The 21,011-nt window shown below is 35.1% G+C and carries 17 protein-coding genes and 1 tRNA gene; 9 read left to right on the top strand and 9 right to left on the bottom strand.

Going from position 1 to position 21,011, the window contains the following annotated elements; translation table 11 throughout:
* Window positions 1–259: 259 nt before the first annotated feature.
* A tRNA-Met gene (locus H1R81_RS24805) sits at window positions 260–333 on the bottom strand.
* A gap of 202 nt (window positions 334–535) precedes the next feature.
* Here H1R81_RS24805 and H1R81_RS24800 point away from each other — a divergent pair.
* Both H1R81_RS24800 and H1R81_RS24795 read left to right on the top strand, forming a co-directional pair.
* Window positions 536–919: an START-like domain-containing protein gene (locus H1R81_RS24800; protein ID WP_181843448.1), complete on the top strand. Its 384-nt coding sequence runs from the start codon at window positions 536–538 to the stop codon at window positions 917–919.
* A 78-nt stretch (window positions 920–997) separates the two neighbouring features.
* Window positions 998–2,470 carry an LptF/LptG family permease gene (locus tag H1R81_RS24795; RefSeq protein WP_181843447.1) on the top strand — a complete coding sequence of 491 codons (1,473 nt, stop codon included), beginning with the start codon at window positions 998–1,000 and terminating at the stop codon, window positions 2,468–2,470.
* Between the two features lie 36 nt (window positions 2,471–2,506).
* Here H1R81_RS24795 and H1R81_RS24790 read toward each other — a convergent pair whose 3' ends face one another.
* Complete coding sequence (locus H1R81_RS24790) at window positions 2,507–3,148, bottom strand: deoxynucleoside kinase (protein ID WP_181843446.1); 642 nt, start codon at window positions 3,146–3,148, stop codon at window positions 2,507–2,509.
* 135 nt (window positions 3,149–3,283) lie between these two features.
* On the opposite strand from H1R81_RS24790, the gene H1R81_RS24785 reads away from it, so the two are divergent.
* Together H1R81_RS24785 and H1R81_RS24780 are read left to right on the top strand one after the other, a co-directional pair.
* Entirely contained in the window at window positions 3,284–4,324 is a 1,041-nt protein-coding gene (locus tag H1R81_RS24785; protein ID WP_181843445.1) for a rhodanese-related sulfurtransferase, read from the top strand.
* 94 nt (window positions 4,325–4,418) lie between these two features.
* Window positions 4,419–4,973, top strand: coding sequence for a YdeI family protein (locus tag H1R81_RS24780; RefSeq protein WP_181843444.1), 555 nt, complete (start codon window positions 4,419–4,421; stop codon window positions 4,971–4,973).
* On the opposite strand, the gene H1R81_RS24775 is transcribed toward H1R81_RS24780, so the two are convergent.
* Window positions 4,968–5,477 carry a GNAT family N-acetyltransferase gene (locus tag H1R81_RS24775; protein ID WP_181843443.1) on the bottom strand — a complete coding sequence of 170 codons (510 nt, stop codon included), beginning with the start codon at window positions 5,475–5,477 and terminating at the stop codon, window positions 4,968–4,970. The two genes, H1R81_RS24780 and H1R81_RS24775, sit on opposite strands and share 6 nt — an antisense overlap.
* A 131-nt stretch (window positions 5,478–5,608) precedes the next feature.
* Here H1R81_RS24775 and surE point away from each other — a divergent pair, with 131 nt between their 5' ends.
* Both surE and H1R81_RS24765 read left to right on the top strand, forming a co-directional pair.
* Complete coding sequence (gene surE / locus H1R81_RS24770; protein WP_181843442.1) at window positions 5,609–6,376, top strand: 5'/3'-nucleotidase SurE; 768 nt, start codon at window positions 5,609–5,611, stop codon at window positions 6,374–6,376.
* Between the two features lie 105 nt (window positions 6,377–6,481).
* Window positions 6,482–8,044, top strand: a complete 1,563-nt coding sequence (locus tag H1R81_RS24765; RefSeq protein ID WP_181843441.1) for a GH3 auxin-responsive promoter family protein — start codon at window positions 6,482–6,484, stop codon at window positions 8,042–8,044.
* 11 nt (window positions 8,045–8,055) lie between these two features.
* On the opposite strand, the gene H1R81_RS24760 is transcribed toward H1R81_RS24765, so the two are convergent.
* The 3 genes from H1R81_RS24760 to H1R81_RS24750 form a co-directional block, all read right to left on the bottom strand.
* A complete protein-coding gene (locus H1R81_RS24760) occupies window positions 8,056–9,585 on the bottom strand; it encodes a c-type cytochrome domain-containing protein (protein WP_181843440.1) in 1,530 nt (509 codons plus the stop codon).
* Window positions 9,586–9,703: 118 nt separating this feature from the next.
* A complete protein-coding gene (locus tag H1R81_RS24755) occupies window positions 9,704–11,470 on the bottom strand; it encodes a RagB/SusD family nutrient uptake outer membrane protein (RefSeq protein WP_181843439.1) in 1,767 nt (588 codons plus the stop codon).
* Between the two features lie 26 nt (window positions 11,471–11,496).
* A complete protein-coding gene (locus H1R81_RS24750; RefSeq protein WP_181843438.1) occupies window positions 11,497–14,751 on the bottom strand; it encodes a TonB-dependent receptor in 3,255 nt (1,084 codons plus the stop codon).
* 438 nt (window positions 14,752–15,189) lie between these two features.
* Here H1R81_RS24750 and H1R81_RS24745 point away from each other — a divergent pair, with 438 nt between their 5' ends.
* Both H1R81_RS24745 and H1R81_RS24740 read left to right on the top strand, forming a co-directional pair.
* Window positions 15,190–15,747 carry an NUDIX hydrolase gene (locus H1R81_RS24745; protein WP_181843437.1) on the top strand — a complete coding sequence of 186 codons (558 nt, stop codon included), beginning with the start codon at window positions 15,190–15,192 and terminating at the stop codon, window positions 15,745–15,747.
* 24 nt (window positions 15,748–15,771) lie between these two features.
* Complete coding sequence (locus tag H1R81_RS24740; RefSeq protein WP_181843436.1) at window positions 15,772–16,377, top strand: LysE family translocator; 606 nt, start codon at window positions 15,772–15,774, stop codon at window positions 16,375–16,377.
* Between the two features lie 39 nt (window positions 16,378–16,416).
* On the opposite strand, the gene H1R81_RS24735 is transcribed toward H1R81_RS24740, so the two are convergent.
* From H1R81_RS24735 to folE, 3 genes are all read right to left on the bottom strand, one after another.
* Entirely contained in the window at window positions 16,417–17,352 is a 936-nt protein-coding gene (locus tag H1R81_RS24735) for an SPFH domain-containing protein (RefSeq protein WP_181843435.1), read from the bottom strand.
* 361 nt (window positions 17,353–17,713) lie between these two features.
* Window positions 17,714–18,718: a c-type cytochrome gene (locus tag H1R81_RS24730; protein WP_181843434.1), complete on the bottom strand. Its 1,005-nt coding sequence runs from the start codon at window positions 18,716–18,718 to the stop codon at window positions 17,714–17,716.
* Window positions 18,719–18,850: 132 nt separating this feature from the next.
* Window positions 18,851–19,531 (bottom strand): GTP cyclohydrolase I FolE, encoded by a 681-nt coding sequence (gene folE, locus H1R81_RS24725; protein ID WP_181843433.1) that lies wholly within the window; start codon window positions 19,529–19,531, stop codon window positions 18,851–18,853.
* Between the two features lie 129 nt (window positions 19,532–19,660).
* Between folE and H1R81_RS24720 the strand changes: the two genes are divergently transcribed.
* Window positions 19,661–21,001 carry a Gfo/Idh/MocA family protein gene (locus H1R81_RS24720; protein ID WP_181843432.1) on the top strand — a complete coding sequence of 447 codons (1,341 nt, stop codon included), beginning with the start codon at window positions 19,661–19,663 and terminating at the stop codon, window positions 20,999–21,001.
* Window positions 21,002–21,011: the final 10 nt, after the last annotated feature.

Below are 21,011 nucleotides of genomic sequence, written 5' to 3'. Positions count from 1 at the left end.
CAACTATGATTGTGGGAAGTAATAACTTTAATAGTTCTCCGTAACTCTCTTGCATCTGTTCAATTAGTAAAATGCAAAGGTCTAAATTATTTTATCACCCCACAACTTTTAGGTTTGATCCGTTAATCGCAAATCTAATGTTTTTTTCGAATCACTCAATATACTAAGTAGAAATTAGAGAAATATTTTTGTTGTACCTATGTTGTACCAAACAAAAAAGGCAGTTTCGTTTTTACACGTAACTGCCTGATTATCAGTGTAGCGGGGAGCAGGATCGAACTGCCGACCTTAGGGTTATGAATCCTACGCTCTAACCATCTGAGCTACCCCGCCTTATCTTATAAAATAATATAAAAAATAACAGCACTATGTCCGCCTCCTTAATATTATGTTGCGAAATTAGAGAAAGTTTTCATACATTGCAAAAAATAAAATTCATACTCATGAATTTTAAGAAAAATTTATATAAATTCTTGGAAAAATCATTCATTCATACTAAATAGAATCGGGTATGAATGATTAACAAATTTTTGATATGGGAAAATTTAAGTTTACACGGGAGTACGAATTTAGGGCATCACCTAAAGTCTTATATCAATATATCAGCACTCCATCAGGATTGCAACAATGGTTTGCATCTAAAGTTAAATATGTAAACGATGGAAATTTTGATTTTGTATGGGATAACGAAAGCCACTTGGCGCGTCTTACATCTCAGAGAATGAACAAAGCCACTAAGTTTGATTTTCTGAATGATGAATATAAAGGAAATTATGTTGAGTTCAAATTAGAACAGAGTGAATTGACAAATGCAACTTTTTTTAAGATAATAGATTATTCTGATGTAAGTGACACCTCTGAATTGGAAGATTTGTGGGACGGAATGATTGATAAATTACGAGAGATAGTTGGTGGATAATTTGTTAAATATGCTTAATTGTGTTGTACAAACAAAATTCATTTAAGAATTTTGCATTGCCACGTGTTTATGTATTAAATGAAGAAAATTGATTTTTTAATCATAAAGTCTTTTATAGGACCATTTATATTAACTACCTGTGTGGTAGTTTTTATTTTTTTAATGCGATTCCTAATGCTTTACTTTAACGATTTTGTAGGTAAAGACTTAGGTTATGATGTATTTGCGAAACTCTTTGTTTATTTTTCTTTAATTACAGTTCCTATTTCTCTTCCATTAGCAACTTTGCTGGCTTCATTGATGTGCTTCGGGAATTTAGGTGAACATTCAGAGCTCACTGCCATTAAAGCTTCTGGTATCCCGATTTCAAGAGTTCTTTTACCCACGCTCATTTTTGCGTTTGGCGTAAGTATTTTTTCTTTCTGGTTTAACAATAAAGTTAGTCCTTGGGCCAATCTGAAAGGTTATAGCTTGCTTTATGACGTAAAAACAACTAAAGTTACGCTTAATATAAAAGAAGGAATATTTTACGGAGAATTACCCGGGTATAAAATAAAGGTACAAAAAAAATATCCTGATGGAAAAACCTTAAAGGGTGTTACTATTTATAATCACACAACAAATGAAGGCAATATTAATGTGACATTAGCTGATTCAGGGAAAATGTACACAATGATGGATAATAATTACCTTGTATTTGAGCTTTATAACGGTATCAATTATATGGATTATAAAAATTCCTCAGGTGGCAACTACAATGAAACTCAATTTGTAAAAAACTCTTTTAAAAAGAACCGATTAGTATTTGCATTAGAATCATTTGGTATGAAAAGAACCGATGAGTCACAATTCAAATATCACGAGTATATGAAAGATGTCCCGGCACTTGCACATCAGGTTGATTCGATTCACAAGGAAATTGCTTTGTCAAAAAAAGTTCAGCTGGGCTCTATGGATCAATTTTATACTCATCACTTAAAGAGAATTATCAAAGACACACTAAGCAAGAGAGTTATTCTACCCGGAAAGTGGATCGATGAAAGGATGAAACCTTTACATGAAGAGTCTAAAATGATGGAATCTTTTGAAACCGCTTTTACACAAGCCAAGAGTGTTCAAGACCACTACAAAACAAATGTTGAAATTCAAAAAAGTAAAATAAAGGACGCAAACCGAGCAGATGTCGAACGATGGCACAAGTTTACAATGGCTTTTGCTTGTTTTGTTATGTTCCTGATTGGCTCTTCTTTAGGATCAATTATAAAAAAAGGGGGGTTTGGTATGCCTGTTTTACTCTCTATCACTTTCTTTATATTGATGTATGTATTAATGCAATTAGGAGATAAATATGCCAAGGAAAGTATATGGTATGTGATAGTGGGTGTTTGGATGCCAGATGCAGTTTTATTAGCATTTGGTATCTATTTTTTATATAAAGCGACAAATGATGCCCGTTTATTTGACAGTGATATTTATGATGTTTATTTTGATAAATTAAAAATTTACTGGAATACGAAAATCAGAAAAAAGGGTCAATTCGAACCTACCTAAAGGATATAAGTTTGTTCAATAATTATTAATCACTAACTATAGTGGGTTTATCTCTAATTGAGTTCCGACATTAATATTTTTGTCTATTAACTCCACTATACTTTGAAAATCTTTTTCGTTTTCAGCGTAGTCAAGCTCATTGACATCTATTATCAGAAGTTTTCCGTGTGTATATAGGTTTACAAAGTCTTCATATAAGTTATTCAGGTTTACCAAGTAATCCGGGTCAATATTCCTTTCAAAATCACGGTTTCGTTTATTAATCTGTCTTTGTAATTTTGGCAAATCCGCTCTTAAATAAATCATTAAGTCAGGGTGTGAAATTGCCTGAGTAATTGTGTTAAACATACTTCGGTATGTCTGGTAATCTATTTCATTAAACTTACCCGTTTCATAGAGATTGCGTGCAAAAATATAAGCATCTTCATAAATTGAGCGATCCTGAATAATCGTTCTGTCTTCTGCCAGTTTTTTAATTTTGAGTACCTGCTCGAAACGGCTGTTCAGAAAATATATCTGAAGGTGGAATGCCCATTTTTCCATATCTTCATAGAAAGGAGGTAAATAAGGATTACCCTCTACAGCCTCGAATAATACTTCCCAACCATAATGCTCTGCTAATTTTGATGCTAATGTAGTTTTGCCTGCGCCTATATTCCCGGTAATCGCAATATGCATTTAATAATTATTTTTATTTGTAGATATTTTTCAAAATAAATGCTAAAATGACTAAAATCATAGAACATCAAAAATAACTTTTGTAATTTTGCGACATTCAAATCAAGTCTGCGCCTTGAAATATTGGATTTTATTATGAAAACAGAAGAAATAAAAACAAAAAACAACACTTCAAATCTATCATCACCGCAAAAAAGCGAATACTCTGTACTGCTTTATTATATATACTCACCTATCGAAAATGTAGTTGAGTATCGTGATGTTCATCATCAGTATTGTATTGATAATAATTTATTAGGAAGGATCATCATTGCACCAGAAGGGCTTAATGGGACAGTTTCAGGGTTAGTTGAAGACTGTAAAAAATATATGGATTGGGTGAAATCAGATCCAAGATTTTCAACTGTCGATTTCAAAATCGAAAATCACCAAACCCACACTTTTACCAAGTTATATGTACGAATAAAAAAGGAAATTGTGCATTCTGAGCTGCCGGTAAACCCATTAGAAAGAACGGGAAAGCATCTTGAACCTAAAGATTTCAAAGAAATTATTGAGAATGACCCTGATGTTGTATTGGTAGATATGCGGTCTAATTATGAACATTCTGTCGGGAAATTCAAGGGAGCTATAACTTTTGATATGGAAAATCTACGTGAATTACCTGATCACATGAAGGAGATTGAGCATTTGAAAGATAAAAAGGTTATTACTTATTGTACAGGGGGCATTAAATGTGAAAAAGCAAGTGCTTATTTACTTGCACAAGGATTTACAGATGTTTATCAGTTACATGGTGGAATTATTAAATATGGCCTGGAAGAAGGCGGTGAAAATTTCGACGGTAAATGCTATGTCTTTGATAATCGACTCACAACAGAAGTAAATAAGATAAATCCGGTAGTTATTTCTAAATGCCATGTTTGTGGAACAACCTGCGATAGAATGGTAAATTGTGCTAATCCTGATTGTAATGAGCATGTACCAATCTGTGAAAAGTGTGGCCAAGAATTAGAAGGAGCTTGCTCAGTTATGTGCAAAGAAAACCCAAGAAAACGCTTCTATGATGGAACTGGCTATTATGCCAAAACAACCGAGGGTTATAAACCTGAAATAGCATTCAGAACAAGAAAAAATACAAAAAATTTGCACATTATAGAGGATTTAGGTTTGTAAAATAAACTCATCCTTATTTACCTCAAATCAATTTAGATATTAGATTGATTTGAGGTATTTTTGTAAACTATTTTTTATTTAATACACAAATTTTATGAAAGCCAGGTTTTTCCCTCACCAATCTGATTTCCGTAAATGGTTAGAAGAAAATTATGCTATAGAAAAAGAATTAGTGGTTGGTTTTTATAAAGTAAATTCTGGTAAACCAAGTCTTACGTGGTCAGAATCGGTTGATCAGGCTCTATGTTTTGGCTGGATAGATGGAATCAGGAAATCAATTGACAATGAAAGTTATTGCATACGTTTTACACCTCGAAAACCCACAAGTATCTGGAGTACGGTTAATATAAATAAAATGGAGGAGATGATTCCTAAAGGGTTGGTTCAGGAAGCAGGACTATTAGCCTATGAGAAGAGGAAAGATGACAAATCCAGAATTTATACTTACGAACAAGTTGAAATTGAGCTTTCATCGATAATTGAGGAGAAATTTAAAGATGATCAAACCGCATGGGAATTTTTTCAAAAACAACCCCCATATTATCGTAAATTAATGACTGGTTGGATAGTAAGAGCCAAGCAAGAGAAAACTCGCTTTTCGAGATTAGAGAAATTAATAAATGCGTCCAGAGATGGAAAACGTTTATAATTTCTTACGCATTGCATAATCATTCATAAAATAATTGCCTATTGGTATGTCTTCCTCAGCAATTACTTCAAAACCCATTCTTTCATAAAAAAGCTTTGCTTTATTATACCGATTTACATTCAAATCAAGCCACTCCCCTCCTAAATTTCTAATCTGCCTTTCAATTTCGATTAAAAGTTTTTTTCCTAAACCTCCTCCTTGAAGGTCCGGATTTAAATAGAGTTTATTCAATTTGTAAATTTTCTCACTTTCGGTTTTTAAAGAATATGAAGCAAAAGCTATTTGTATTTCTTTCATTTCAGAATCTATACCCGATTGAAGCACAAATACCTGTCCTGCATTCATCTGTTCTTCCAATCCCTCCTCGCTATAAATTAAATCAAACATATACTGAGGCTGATGTGTTCCCAATATGGGTTCGTAAGTCGCAAACCAGGTTTTCCTGGCAATTTCCCGAATAACACTAATATCAGTAATTGTGGCGTATCGATATATCAAGTTCATTCAATAAAGAATTTTCTTCGCAAATATAAACTCTGCTAACATAACATTTTGTTAATTTGCATAAAAATTCTAATCATCCCTATTGTGTATTTTTATACAGACGTGAGTATGACATTTACTAAAAAATAAATATGAAAACACTTATCTTAGTAACAAATGACGATGGTATAACCTCAAAAGGAATTTCTGTTTTAATTGATATTGTGAGCAAATTAGGCGATGTTTTTGTTGTTGCCCCTGACAGCCCGAATTCAGGTATGGGGCACGCCATTACAGTTGATAGTACTATCCATATTAAAAAATCCAAGATTTTTAAGGATATTGAGGCATTTGAATGCTCAGGAACACCAGCAGATTGTGTAAAATTAGCAAAACATCATTTTTTAAAAGGCAGAAAAATTGACCTTGTTGTGAGCGGGATTAATCATGGGATGAATGCTTCTGTATCAGTGCTTTATTCGGGAACAATGTCAGCCGCAGTTGAAGCAGCTATTGAAGGGATTCCAGCTATTGGTTTTTCATTGAATGACTTCCGGTATGATGCTGATTTCAAGCATACAAAACGTTTTTTGAAGAAAATTATCGAAAAATCATTAAAAAATGGTATTCCCCCTCACACAGCGTTAAACGTAAATTTTCCTTCAAAAACTGATGAGCCAATCAAAGGGATAAAAATCTGTAGACAAACTAATGGTTACTGGAGAGAAGAATTTGATGCAAGAACCGACTTATATGGCCGACCTTACTTCTGGATGGGTGGTGATTTTGTCAATCGTGAACCCGAAAGCGAGGATACTGATATTTGGGCTATGGATAATAATTATGTAGCTATAGTTCCCGTGCAGATTGATAGAACGGCGTATCCAGAAATTAAAACATTAAAAAAGTGGAAACTATAAATTAAAAAAGTAGGATTTATCTGCTTTATTTAGCAATTTTAGTTGGTAGTCTTTCTATTTAAACTAAAACTATTTACACTTCACCTACTTAATATTTATCAGAATATGGCAGTTTTAGGAAGCTTATTAAAAGGAAGCATAAAGTTTACAAGCACAATTCAGAAGATAAGAAAAGTTAAACCATTAAAATGGCAAAAAAAGGCTTTTACAAAATTAATTGCGAAAGCCAGATACACCCAGTTTGGAGAAAAATACCAGTTTGACGAAATATTGAGTACAGCTATTTTTGAAAAAGGTACTGAGTTTTATACAAAATTTAAAGAATTGGTCCCTATTTATGATTATAATAAAATCTATGATGAATGGTGGTATAAAGCCCGCAATGGAGAAAAAAATGTTTGCTGGCCCGGGAAAATAAAATACTTTGCACTAAGTTCTGGGACTTCCGATGCGGCTTCAAAGGCGATTCCGGTTACGAAAGATATGATTAAGGCTATTCAAAGAACCAGTATCAATCAGATTATTTCTTTAGGTCATTACAATAGGTTGCCTTCAAATATTTATGAGACCGGTTATCTTATGTTGGGAGGAAGTACGGCTCTCAATGAAGTAGATTCTCACTATGAAGGAGATTTGAGTGGTATTACAACAGGTACTCTTCCATTCTGGTTTCAGAATTTTTATAAGCCAGGTCAAAAAATTGCAGCCGAACGTAATTGGGGAAATAAATTAGAAGAAATTACTGAAAATGCCAAAAACTGGGATATTGGCTTCCTTGCGGGAGTACCTGCGTGGCATACCATTCTGCTCGAAAAGATTATCAAACGATATAACTTGAAAAATATTCATGAGCTATGGCCAAATCTTACAGCTTTTGCTTGGGGCGGAGTTTCATTAGAACCTTACAAACACGGCCTGGAAAAATTATTTGGTAAACCTGTTATATATATTGAAACTTATATGGCTTCCGAAGGCTTTCTGGCCTATCAGGATAGGCCAGATGGGAATTTAAGATTGGTGCTTAATCAAGGACTCTTTTTTGAATTTATTCCATTCAACGAAAATAACTTTGATGAAGACGGAAATCTGGTTGAAAAACCGCAAGCCTTAATGGTTCATCAAGTGCAGGAAGATGTTGATTATGCCTTGTTGATTTCGACTTGCGCTGGAGCATGGCGTTATTTGATTGGTGATACGGTAAAATTTACTAATAAAATCAGAGCCGAGATAAAAATAACCGGAAGAACAAAGCATTTCTTAAGTTTATGTGGTGAACATTTATCTGTAGATAATATGAATAATGCTATAGAACTGGTTTCAAAAGATTTAGGGATTGATATAAGAGAATTTACTGTAAGCGGGATCAAACACCCTCCTTTATTTGCTCATCAATGGTATGTGGCAACGGATGACAAAGTAGATGAAAAGCTTCTATGTGAATTATTAGATAAAAAACTTTTTGAACTGAATGATGATTATGCTGTTGAAAGAGGGCACGCCTTGAAAAACGTATTTCTGAGGGTTCTGCCAACAACTGCATTTTACGATTGGATGAAATTAAAAGGAAAAGAAGGTGGACAACATAAATTTCCGAGAGTTTTAAAAGGAAAATTGGTTGATGAATGGGAAGATTTTATTAAGAAAAATTATGAAAAGGTTGGGGTTTAAACCCTCAACCTTTATTTTTTCTTATATACATCATCGCTGCTTTCATTTGGTTTTGCTTTCAAAAAATCAGCGATCTGTTGTTCGGTCATACCTAAATCAATTTTAACTCCAGGCAAACTTTTTTTCAGTTGTTCTGCACCAACAGTGGTGACATTAGTTTTCCATAAGTAAAGCTTTTTCAGATTTTTCAATGATGATAAATTATTGATGCCCTTATCCGAAATTGTAGTCCCTATAAGATTCAAATATTCCAAGTTTTTTAATGTACTCAATTCTTTTAATCCACTATCTGTAATTTTGGTTTGTTCTAAATGTAATCTTGTCAGATTTGTTAGTTTAGCTACTTCTATTAGAGTTTTATCGGTAATCTGAGTATCGTTTAATTTTAACCACAAGGTTTGTTCTGGTGCATTAGCAATGATATTAGCTTGGTTATCAGAAAATTTAGAATTATTAATATAACTGATTTCGATAAAATTATTATTTTGTGCAAACGGTAAAACCAAGGCGCCTGACTTTTTTAATTCAGCTAATATCTTTTGATCTATAGCTGAAACCGTAGTGGCAAGCAATTTTTCTTCTACTACAAATTTATCTTGAGGTATGCCATTAGCTGGTAAGTTGCTATCTGGACCCTCCCCTCCTAAACTGGCTAAAATCGGTTTTACTGATTCTGAGATTTGTATCTGAGATACTTTTTTATCAAAGGGCGCCCCTTGCTCAATCCACCATTTCATTAATGCCAGGTCATTTTCAGAAATTTGAATTTTACCTTTGGGTGGCATATGGTCATCATCAGACTCTGGTAAAAGAATTCTCTTGATAAATTCACTTTCATCAACTTTGTTTGCTACAAAAATCGCCCCATGCTTTCCCCCCTTTTTAAACAATTCTACCTCATCAATTCTCAGATCACCTTTCATTTTATTAGCATTATGGCATTGCTCGCATTTTTGTTTAAAAATGGGTCTGATTATATCCTGATAAATCATTGCTTCATTTATATTCTGAATCTTAGGTTTTTCTAACGAATTCTCAGAATCCTTCGTAGTTTTTTCAGACATCCCAAGCCAGGTCCTGAAAGGTTGTGGTGTATTTTCAGTTAAGTAGGTTTCTCCATGAGTTAAATTTCCACCATTGTGTCCTGCCAACATCAATAATATCAGAGATAAAACTAAAGAAGGGGCATAAAGTAACTTATTAATCCCGATTCTATCACTGAGCCAGGTATTTTTTGCCAGCAAAGCCATCCAGCAAAAAACTACCAGCCAGATTCCCTGCATCTTATGTTTCTCAAGCACATCATCGTTATAACCTCCTTCTAATGAAAGGAAATATCCGGCAATACAGGCTAAAGTAGCACTAATGGCCGAAATAATTAAAATAACTTTAATAATCTCCTGACTTATCGCTACTCGACCTGAGATTTTTAAAATCTCAAACACACCTGCAATAATCAGGAAGCCAATTGGCAGATGAACGAAGAGCGGATGAAAACGGCCAAAAAAAGATGTCCACTCCGAAATGGCAAGAATAGGCATTAAAATAGTTTAAGTTAATAGTTAAGGTTGATTTTTTTCAAAGATACTAACATTCAGAGGAAAATAAAATAGCCAAAGTCGATGACCTTGGCTATTTTAAAACTATTTAGATGATTTATTAGTAACCTGGGTTTTGTACTAAAACAGGCTTTCCATCTTTTTGACTATTCAGGATTTCGTCTTGTGGAAGCGGAAAATAGTTGTTTTTAGAAGCAAATACTTTACCAGCCATGTACCCACGTTTTGCGAAAGTTCTTCCTGAAGGTTCTTTACCTGCGACTGCTTCCTCAGCAGCATATTTATTTAGCACTTTCTCTGCAATTCCCCAACGCACTAAATCAAAGAAGCGATGGCCTTCCATGGCGAACTCTAACCTTGATTCCATGCGAACTGCATTTCTTGCGAAATCTGCTCCTTTCGAAGCAAATGTACCTGCAGGATAAGGCTCAACTTTATATGATACTGTTGCATCTTGCACAGAGCCGTTTTTTGCACGATTACGAATCATATTTATTAAATCTTCAGCAGTCGCCAGATTGCCTAATTCAACTTCGCACTCAGCCAGCCATAGAATCACACTTGAAAGTTTTAGCAGTCTGTAATTATTATTTACGTTACGTCTGCTGGTTGAATGCGTGGTGCTGTTTTCTTCAGCCAAATAATACATCCATTTTTTACCAGTAAACGGTCCTGCATAAACTTGGTCACGAATCCATGTTGAACCTGGCATTGGGCCCCAATCAAGAAAATTGACACCTCTTCGGCCAACGGTCCAGTCTAATCTTGGATCTACCGGGATTGATTTATCTAAAGTAAATGCAGTACCTGCACTTATACCTTGGTCATTTGGTAAATCTACCTGATTGTATGTATCTAAAGTTCCATCTGCTGCATTACCTATCATAGGCAAACCGCTAGCATCGGTCTTAAATGCATTAACCAAATTATGTGATGGTTGGTAGAAACCGCAACATCCTCTACCGGGTGCGGTTGATGAATAAGGCCAGTTAAGGTTATCTCCAGCATTCCCATTATTACCATTAGTACCATCGTTTACTGAAAACTGAACTTCAAAAATCGACTCTGAATTATTATTTCCTCCAGTTCTATAGTTGTCATGATAATTTGCAACTAATTTTTTACCTGAGTTTTTCAAGATGTCATCTAACAAAGCTTTTGCAGGCGCCCATTTTTTCTGAAAAACGTATGCTTTTGCCAGATAAGCTTTAGCCGCCCATTGTGTAGCTCTACCTTTTTGTGATTGAACTGCTGGTAGATTTTTGGCTGCAAAATCAAAGTCTGCCTCAATTTTTGACCAGATATCGTCACTATTTGGAATTTTGGTAGAATTGGGGTCAGCGGCTACATATGTTTTATCATCTATATATGGAACTTTATTCCACATTTTTTTTGCTTCGAAGTGGTAATGTCCTCTCAAAAATCTCGCTTCAGCTATTACCTGAGTTTTCTCAGCATCAGTCATATCCTTTACATCTGGACTTCCGACAATTTGGATAACTTCATTGGCACGGGCAACACCATCATAAGAATGCCACCATTTTCCAAGAAAATAGGTATTATCCGCTAACCAGTTGTATTGTTCAATAAACGACTGTTCAGGCTGGTCACCTGCGTCAGTACCTTTTACGGCATCGTCTGATGAAATTCCTCCGAATACATAGTTAGAAATTGTTGATTGACGACCGGTATTTCCTGCGCCAACGCCATCAAGTAGTGAATAGGCCCCGATTAATAGTGCTGAAACACCGTTCTTATTGGTTAATTGAGCCTGTGAAGCACGTCCCTGCGGTTTTAAATCAAAGAATTCATCTGAGCAGGCAAAGTTTGTTGCAACTAAGAGTGCTATTATAATTATTTTTTTCATTCTCTTTTAATGTTTTTAATATAAAATTAGAATCCTAAACGCAGACCAACCAGGTATGATTTTGCAACAGGGTAAGCACCTTCGTCAATACCCATATGGATATCCTGGTTATCATTACCTGATCTTCTTAAATTAATATCCGGATCCAGACCTGTATATTTGGTAAGCGTAAACATATTTTGGCCTTGTACGTAAACCTGTGCAGAGCCTAAACCAACTTTCTTAATCCAGCCTGATGGGATTGAGTAGGTCAACTGAATATTTTTCAAACGTAGGTAAGAACCATCTTCAATGAAATAAGTAGAGATTTGCTGACTTGTTGCATCACCAGAATTCAGACGAGGAAGTTTAGCTACATCTCCAGATTTTTTCCATGAATTATAAAGCATATCTTTTGATCTGTTACCTTGGAAAGTATTGAAGTCAGTCCAGTATCTAACATAATTGAAAATTTCGTTTCCTTGTGAACCTTGTGCAAACAATGTTAAATCCCAGTTTTTATAACCCAGGTTAACGTTGATACCATAAGTAAAATCTGGATGAGGATTACCAATAATTGTTCTGTCGGCTGCGGTGATTATACCATCTCCATTAACATCTCTGAATTTGAACGTTCCTGCTCTTGTATATGATCCGAATTTAGGTGCAGCAGCAGCCTCAGCATCATCTTTAATTACACCATCAACAATATAACCATAGTAGCTTGCAATTGGCAAACCTGCTTTTGTAGCAGAAATAGCAGGAAGACGGGTAGTGAAACCAAAAATAGTTGCATTAGGATCGTTGTTAAGCTTAATAACTTTGTTTTTGTAATGTGCAAAGTTCACACCTACCTGATAACGGAAGTTACCAATCTTGTCTCTGTAATTCAAGCCTACATCAATACCTTTATTTTGAACTTCTCCAATGTTAGTGTAAGGAATAGTTCCAGTACCTGCTGTTCTTGGAATTGCAATCTGAGTTAACATATCTGAAGTAACACGATTGTATAAGTCAACAACAACCTCTAATTTACTATTGAATAATACCGCATCTAAACCAATATTTGTAGAGGTAGTAGTCTCCCATTTACCGTTAGGGTTACCAAACTGAACAAGGTCAAAACCACCAACAATTGACGACCCAGTACCATTAATGTCATAGGCATTGTTTAACGGATCAGAAGCATATAAAGTATAGGCATTATAAACGTTTGGTATTAACTGGTTACCAGTTTTACCCCATCCAAAGCGAATTTTCATATCGTTTACAAATTTCAGGTCTTTCATGAATGCAAATTCAGACATCCGGACACCAACTGAAAATGCAGGAAATACCCCATATCTGTTGGCTGCAGAAAAACGAGAAGAACCATCGCGACGAAGAGTGAAGTCGGCTAAGTAAAGATCTTTGTAAGAGTAATTGACTTTACCAAATTGAGAAAACAATGCACTAATGGTTGCACCACCACCTGAGTTATTCAAACCAGAGGCAGAACCTGCATCAAGATAACGATACTCTAAATCATCAAAGGCAAAACCACTTCTGTTAGCTATAAAACCTACCGCATAGGTTGTTACGGCCTCTGTACCCACTAAAACGTTTAAGTTATGAGCACCAAACTCCTTGTTGTAATTCAAAGTGTTAAACCAGGTAACTGATCTATCATAGTTATTAATTACGTTCAAGCTATTTGAATTTCTTGCCTCAGCGGCTTCAATATCACGATGAAAATACTCAGATCTATTGTATTGGTTATATTCCAGACCTAAACTTGTTCTTGCTTTCAAACCCTGAATGATGTCTAATTCAGCAAAAACGTTTCCGAATATGTGAGTACCTTTTGTGATATTATCTTTTTCACGATACAATCTTGCTAATGGGTTAGGTGCATTACCAAGGTTTACACCCTTACTACCCGCAAAACCATTATACGGAGAACTATTTGTCCCCCCTAATTCAGCCGGACCACCTGTGATGTCAAATACTGGTATAATAGGATGGACACGAATAGCAAACATGATTGGATTTGACTCATCATTGTTAGTAATCCCTTGTCTTTCATCATAAGAAACTGTTAAGTTTTCGCCTAAGGTAAATTTACCCTTTTTAAACTCAGTATTTGCTCTTACAGAATATCTGTTATATTTAGTATATCTTAGAATACCATCTTGTTTGAAATAGTTAGCCGAAATAGCATATTTGGCATTTGCTGAACCACCAGTCGCTCCGATCTGATAATTTGAAATCGGCGCAGGATCAAAAATAACATCTTGCCAATCTGTACCTTCTTTGTTTGCCTTTGTAATATTAAATGCTGTTTTACCCAAATTAGGGTCAGCTATATCATTAGTGTAGGTATAATTGGAAGGCAATGTACCATACACGTTTGGATAGATATAATCTGCAATAGTTTGCTCGCCATTTGGTCCGAACTTATATTGAACTGAAGGAGATGTTACTGAAGGATTTTTTCCGGCACCAAGGTCCGCTTGATAAAGATACTCTCCTAATTCTTTTGTGTTTAGCAAATCAAGCATTTTACCAGGTCTTTGAGTTCCTGTGTAAAAATCAAATGAGAAACTTGGCTCACCTGGTTTACCTTTTTTTGTCGTAATGATTACAACGCCATTAGCAGCACGTGCACCATAAATAGAAGCTGCAGAAGCATCTTTCAATACCTGCATTGATTCAATATCATTCGGGTTAAGCTGGTTTAGTGTTCCTTGCGTCGGAACACCATCTATCACATATAGCGGACTGTTATTGTTAACAGAACCAAACCCACGGATACGCACCATTGTACCGCCACCTGGAGAGTTGTCATTTCCTACAACCACACCTGAGGCTCTACCTTGTAGCATCTGCGTAACACTGGCAGTCGGTGTTGCTGTCAATTCTTTTGCACCTACTACCGTTACAGCACCTGTAATGTCTTTTTTACGTTGTGAAGCATAACCTGTTACAACAACTTCGTTAAGTGCTTTGGTATCCGCATTCATCGAAATGTTAATTTCAGAGCGATTTCCAATAGCCTCTTCTCTTGTTTCATAACCAATTGATGAGAAAACAATTGTACCTCCATTCTGAGGCACATCTAATGAATAATTTCCGTTAGCATCTGTTGAGGTACCTTTAGTACCTCCTTTAATAAGGACGGTAACTCCCGGAAGGCCGATTTGAGCATCAGCATCAACAACTTTACCTGTTACTTTTCTTTGAGCGAAGGCTGTAGTCCCGAGAATAAAGAATAGCAGAATCAGAGCTCTCGCCCTAATTGGAATAGAGTAGGATTGTTTCATTGAAAAATATAAAATTAGGTTAATAAAAACAGTGAAATAATATTAAGATTCAAATGTTATGCTTTACTTTCTCTATTTCTACTTAATCTGGAGAGAAAAAACAGGGTAGTGCCAATCCTTAAAAACGCGAAATAGAATCGATTAAATCAATAAAGTTTGAGCCAAATATTAAAAACAATACAATAGTATTATATTAAGAGTAAATATAAAAATAGGTACATCGAGAAAAGTGCTCAAAAATCTATGCAAACGTTTTAAATTGATAAAAAGTAACAAAAAAATTATACATAATAAGTATCTTTTTTTACCTTGGAAATGCATGATAAGGAATTACCCTTTTATATAGTTCAGAATAAAATTTATTTCTTAAGTTTTTCTTAATTTGTGGAATCTTTCGCTTAATTTTTAACCTTGGGCAAAATATTATAATTTCGCAAAATGAATGAAAATAATAACCCTTGGAAAGTCCTCGACTCAGAGGTAAAATACGAGAATAATTGGATAAAAGTTTACCATCAGAATGTCCTGAATCCTAATGGAGGCAAAGGAATTTACGGTTCTGTCCATTTCAAAAATATTGCAATTGGAATAGTCCCTATTGACAAAGATGGTAATACCTGGTTAGTTGGTCAATATCGATTTCCACTCGAGGAATATTCCTGGGAAATACCTGAGGGAGGAAGTCCAGAAGGTGAAGATACATTGCAAAGTGCAAAGAGAGAGCTTTTAGAAGAAACCGGTTTGATTGCGCAAAAATGGACAATACTCTCCAAGCTTCACACATCAAATTCTGTTTGCAAAGAAGTGGCTTATATCTATTTGGCCGAAGACCTAACTCAAACGCAAAGCCAGCCTGAAGAAACCGAGCAATTACAAATCAGAAAAATACCAATTAAGGAGGCTTATCAAATGGTATTATCAGATAAGATTACAGATTCAATAAGTGTTGCCGGAATATTAAAAACCATGATATTAAGGTTCCAAAATCTTTTGTAATATTTAAAAACATTTCACACCAATATGCTTGAAGCGATTTCCTTAGGATTTTTTACAGGAGTGGTATTAAGTTTCGGATTTGGAAGTGTATTCTTTGCATTAATTCAGAATAGTATTGACTACGGCTATCTGGCTGGAGTAAAAATATCTCTGGGTGTTATCTTCGGAGATATTATAATGATAGTTATTGCTTATGTAGGCACTTCATTCTTACCAGATATTCCACATTTTGCTACTTACTCTCGTGTTTTCGGATCCTTATTATTAGTAGGCTTAGGTATAGCTCAATTCAGCAATACAAAGCCACCTACAACAATTCAGGATTTTAAACTTGCCCGTTTTTTTTATTTTTTTGGGAAAGGTTTTTTACTTAATGTTATTAACCCTGTCAACTTTATATCATGGATGGTAGTTTCTGCCACTTTAAAAGGATATAAATATGATATTTATGACGAAACTGCCTTTTTCACTACCTGTATAATTATGATATTTGTTATGGAATCAGCATTTGCGGTTTTTGCTGACAAAATAAAAAACAGGATGAACAATTTAACCATTCAACGAGTAAAATATATTTCGGGTATTGTATTTATTGGAATAGGCATGAAATTGATTTACGATATTTTCTAAAAATGGGTTAAACCCATTTTTAGAAAATATCGTAAATCATTATTTTTTTGATATAGTTTTAGCATTTGAATCAACTTGCTGCATTGCCATCATTTGCTTCATTGTTCTTTCCATTCCATCTACAGAGCCATCCAGGAAAATAACGTTGCCTTTACCCTCCTCAGCAAAATGTTTCAATGATTCCGTCCAAAGAGAAAACAGGATTAGTGAAGAATCTAAATTTGCTTTTTCCATTTCTTTTGCTGCAACAGCCATCCCTTTTGCTACCTCTTCTCTAAACTGAGCAAGACCTTGACCTCTCAGCCTTGATGCTTCACGTTCTGCTTCCGCTTGGATACGGATATAGTTACCTTCAGCTTCAGCGGCCTTGGTCTTAGTAATTAATAACGCCTGACCTTCATTTTCAGCTGCCGCTCTTGAATTACTGGAAGCAACAACTTTTGCCATTGAACGAATGATTTCCTCATCAAAAGTTATATCATTAATTTGCAAATCAATCAAATGGTAACCCCACCCCAAAAGAATATGGTCAAGATTTTCTTTTACATCCAGTACAATTTCTGTTCGTAAGCTTAAAATTTCGGCTTGTCTTTTTGTTGCTACAAAACTACGGATTGATCCTTCGATTGAACGTACCAAAGCTTGCATAAAATTTGCCTGGTCAATAAACTTAAAGGCAACATTTTTGATTGATTCTTCCTGTTGGTCAGTTACTGTATAAAGCAACATGGCTTTAAAGTACACATTAGCCTGATCATTTGTGATGGCTTGAAATTGTAATTCGGCAGAGCGGTTTTGAATTGAAATTGTACGAAAAACATATTCGATAAATGGAATTTTGAAATTAAGACCTGGTGTCATGATACGTTGGTATTTACCGAATACAGTAATAACAGCCACGTTTCCTTGCTGAACAATTACCACTGAGAGATAAAGAACAACTATTACTACAACAAGAATAATTATAGCATTCATAGGATTTGAAGGTTTAGTTAAAATAATGAACCAAATGTAGTTTGCTTGCCGAAACCTACGAACTTTTTTATGGATAAATGGTAATTCTGTAGGAAATATTTGTAGAAATTTTATTTGACATAAGTTAAAATTGAAATTAATCTTACATACTAATATAATAAATAAACTGGCCTTAAGAAGTTCAAAAAACTTCTCCAAGCCCAACCCAGATTTGTAAACATTAATACATAATTTTAAGAAACTGTTTGAGTTAATCTTATTAAATGAAAAAAGTCGATTTTTGTTCAATAAGATTAACTCAAACAGTTTTTAAGTCTTTAATAAATGCATCTCTTAAATACCCTTCTTCAAACAGAACATTTTATTTCAAACTTAAAATCTCTACTGGTTTATAAACAAACTTCTCAATTGGGTTTTTAATTGGTTTTACAGTTTTTAAATATTCATAGATTGAACCTAAATCGTTTTCAGTCATTCCGGCATACATCATCCAGGGCATAATGGTGTTAAACTCCCCTTTTCCAACTTTGTGTGCTTGATAAGTACTATCGGCATAAGTCTTAAATCTGGTAATAAATGCTTCTTTGCTATAATTGCCAATACCAGTCTGTTTATCGGGAGTTATGTTTGCGGAAGTTACAGTTTTGCCGTCACCTATATTAAACGACCAGCCACCCGCAAAATCCATTCCCTCTATTTTCTTTCCTTTATCGTCAGGTTTAGTATGACACTCAAAACACCCTGCACTAAATACCAGATATTTACCATATTCCACTTCGTTTTTCGTATCTGGGATTTTCCCATGATTCGCTTCTACCGGAATAGTATTCAAAATAAAATTCATTGGAAAATCTGCCTTTGGTTCTTCTGTTATATTTTCTATTGGCCTCAAAGTCCGCAAAAATGCAATAATAGAGTAAATATCCTCTCTATCCATCTTTCCGTAATATGCATATGGCATGACTGGAAAAATTGGTGTACCATCTTTTTTAACTCCAGAAGTGATTGCACGATAGATTTCTCCATCGGACCATTCTTTCAGATTGAATGGGGTAATATTTTTTGCAATAAATTTCCCCGGAAAACCAAATCGCTGATCAAAAACTTCACCACCCTTTCCGTCTGACCCTTCAATCAAAGGAGCTGAAAAAAGGCTGTAATCTCTGGCACTATGACAATCCATACAAACAGTCACATGATAGGCAAGATACTTACCTCTTTCAATTCTTTCATGGGTGGCTTCTACATGGAGGTCTTTAGGAATATCAATATCAGGTAGTGCAAATTTCACATAGGATAATAAAATCCCAACGGCTACCACAACAAAAAGAAGGATGTAGCCAACGATTCGTAAAGTTTTTTTCATGATACTAAGGAAGTAAATAACTGGCAGTAAATAAGTTAGAATATGACAGCAATCTAAAAAATGTTTTTTTCTACTCCAAATTATTCTACCCTCTATTTATCGAGCGGCCATATTTCTTTAAAATGGCAACAATTAAAGACTTAAAACTTTAAGGAATTCATTCTTTTTTTCTTCTTCTCTGAATACCCCACCATAAAAAGCTGTAATTGTAGAGCTTGTCTGATCGCTTACACCTCTCGATGAAACACATTGATGATCGGCATCTACGATCACTGCAACATCTTCGGTCATTAAAGCAGATTTAAGCGCAATCCCTATTTGCATTGTCATACGCTCTTGTACTTGCGGACGGCGCGCATAATAATTCACTACCCTATGAAGTTTAGAAAGACCAATTACTTTACCACTTGATATATACGCAACATGAACCTTACCAATTATCGGAACAAAATGATGCTCACAGTTAGAGTAAAACTGAATATTCTTTTCTACTAACATCTCATTGTAATGATAATCATTAGTAAAAAGCGTCATAGTAGGCTTATTTTCAGGATTTAGACCTGAAAAGGTTTCTTTTACATACATTTTTGCAACCCTGTTTGGTGTACCTCTCAAACTTTCATCTAAAAGGTCAAGACCTAAAATGTACATAATTTCCCTGAAATGGGCTTCAATCATTTCAATCTTTGTTTCGTCATCTAATTCGAAGGCGTCTTCGCGAATAGGTGTTTCCAGATTAGTTGAAAAATGATTTTCTCCTATTTCATCAATAGACAAATGCTTATAGTCCGGTTTTTTATTTTTATCAATCATCAAATTTTATCTATGATTTATAAACAAAAATAAGAGATTGCGATAGGAATAAAATAATATTTATACTCTAAACTTTTGAAATTGTGTAATAAGTCTATTTTTTTGTAAAAAATCTTTCTTAACCATACTATGAATAGACGCGACTTTATTTCTGCAAGCTTGGCTACATCAAGCATTCCATTTATTGCAAAAAAGAACCCTAATGAAGATAAGAAGGTGAGATTAGGCTTTATTGGAGTAGGTCTTCGGGGCAGAACCCATCTTCAACAGGTGATGTATCGTCCGGACGTAGAAGTACCTGCTATATGCGACATTGATAAAAATTCAATTGCCGAGGCTAATAAAATTTTTCAGAAATTCAATAAAACTAACCCTGTAGCATACACCAATGGCGAAAGAGATTTTGAGAACATGGTGAAAAGAGATGATTTAGATGGTATTGTGATTGCCACCCCGTGGGAATGGCACGTACCAATGGCGGTTGCAAGCATGAAAGCAGGAAAATATGCAGGAGTTGAGGTTTCTGCTACCGTTACTTTACAAGAATCATGGGATTTAGTTGATACCTTTGAGCAGACTGGCTCGCATTGCATGATATTAGAAAATGTTTGCTATCGAAGAGACATTATGGCTGTCCTGAATATGGTAAGAAAAGGTATGTTTGGCGAAATGCTTTATGGACATTGTGGCTATCAGCATGATTTACGTTTCGTAAAACTGAACGATGGTAAAACGGCGTATGGAAAAGGAGTTGAATTTGGAGAAAAAGGATTTAGTGAGGCACGATGGAGAACACAACATTCAGTAGACAGAAATGGAGATCTATACCCAACACATGGCTTAGGGCCAGTGGCACATTGGATGGATATTAATTATGGAAACCAGTTTTTGTATTTGACTTCAATGGCCACCAAATCTCGTGGAATGCATAATTATATCGTACAAAATGGTGGAGAGAATCACCCGAATGCAAAAGTAAAATTCAAATTAGGTGATATCGTTACCACCACCATTCAATGCGCCAATGGTGAGAATATTGTGATCATTCATGATACAAATAGCCCTCGCCCATACTCCTTGGGTTTTAGAGCTCAAGGCACTAAAGGAATCTGGATGAATGATGGAAACCAGATTTATTTAGAAGGTACTTCTAAAAAGCACGACACATGGGAACCTTTTGCAGAATACGCAAAAGAATATGACCACCCATTATGGAAACGTTTTGAACAGGATGCTGTAAATGCCGGGCACGGTGGGATGGACTTTTTTGTTATCAGAGCCTTTATTGAATCAATTAAACGAAAAGTTGCTCCGCCAATTGATGTTTATGATGCAGCTGCCTGGAGTGCAATTAGCCCACTTTCTGAATTATCTATTGCCAGAGGCAGTTCTCCAGTCGAAATACCTGACTTTACAAGAGGCAAGTGGCGCACAAGAAAAAGAACATTCGGATTAAACGACGATTATTAAAAATAAGTAC

Origin of the sequence: Emticicia sp. BO119 (assembly GCF_013912375.1) — a bacterium.
Classification (GTDB): Bacteria; Bacteroidota; Bacteroidia; order Cytophagales; family Spirosomataceae; genus Emticicia.
The sequence above is the reverse complement of the archived record's forward strand: the minus strand, read 5'-3'. Positions and strand labels throughout refer to the sequence as shown.

Bases quoted from the DNA above. Each gene is read 5' to 3' on its own strand.
- H1R81_RS24755 (WP_181843439.1), bottom strand. From the start codon at position 11,470: ATGAAAAAAATAATTATAATAGCACTCTTAGTTGCAACAAACTTTGCC.
- H1R81_RS24745 (WP_181843437.1), top strand. From the start codon at position 15,190: ATGAATGAAAATAATAACCCTTGGAAAGTCCTCGACTCAGAGGTAAAA.
- H1R81_RS24750 (WP_181843438.1), bottom strand. From the start codon at position 14,751: ATGAAACAATCCTACTCTATTCCAATTAGGGCGAGAGCTCTGATTCTG.
- H1R81_RS24775 (WP_181843443.1), bottom strand. From the start codon at position 5,477: ATGAACTTGATATATCGATACGCCACAATTACTGATATTAGTGTTATT.
- H1R81_RS24720 (WP_181843432.1), top strand. From the start codon at position 19,661: ATGAATAGACGCGACTTTATTTCTGCAAGCTTGGCTACATCAAGCATT.
- H1R81_RS24735 (WP_181843435.1), bottom strand. From the start codon at position 17,352: ATGAATGCTATAATTATTCTTGTTGTAGTAATAGTTGTTCTTTATCTC.
- H1R81_RS24730 (WP_181843434.1), bottom strand. From the start codon at position 18,718: ATGAAAAAAACTTTACGAATCGTTGGCTACATCCTTCTTTTTGTTGTG.
- H1R81_RS24790 (WP_181843446.1), bottom strand. From the start codon at position 3,148: ATGCATATTGCGATTACCGGGAATATAGGCGCAGGCAAAACTACATTA.
- surE (WP_181843442.1), top strand. From the start codon at position 5,609: ATGAAAACACTTATCTTAGTAACAAATGACGATGGTATAACCTCAAAA.
- H1R81_RS24800 (WP_181843448.1), top strand. From the start codon at position 536: ATGGGAAAATTTAAGTTTACACGGGAGTACGAATTTAGGGCATCACCT.
- H1R81_RS24795 (WP_181843447.1), top strand. From the start codon at position 998: ATGAAGAAAATTGATTTTTTAATCATAAAGTCTTTTATAGGACCATTT.
- folE (WP_181843433.1), bottom strand. From the start codon at position 19,531: ATGATTGATAAAAATAAAAAACCGGACTATAAGCATTTGTCTATTGAT.
- H1R81_RS24740 (WP_181843436.1), top strand. From the start codon at position 15,772: ATGCTTGAAGCGATTTCCTTAGGATTTTTTACAGGAGTGGTATTAAGT.
- H1R81_RS24765 (WP_181843441.1), top strand. From the start codon at position 6,482: ATGGCAGTTTTAGGAAGCTTATTAAAAGGAAGCATAAAGTTTACAAGC.
- H1R81_RS24780 (WP_181843444.1), top strand. From the start codon at position 4,419: ATGAAAGCCAGGTTTTTCCCTCACCAATCTGATTTCCGTAAATGGTTA.
- H1R81_RS24760 (WP_181843440.1), bottom strand. From the start codon at position 9,585: ATGCCTATTCTTGCCATTTCGGAGTGGACATCTTTTTTTGGCCGTTTT.
- H1R81_RS24785 (WP_181843445.1), top strand. From the start codon at position 3,284: ATGAAAACAGAAGAAATAAAAACAAAAAACAACACTTCAAATCTATCA.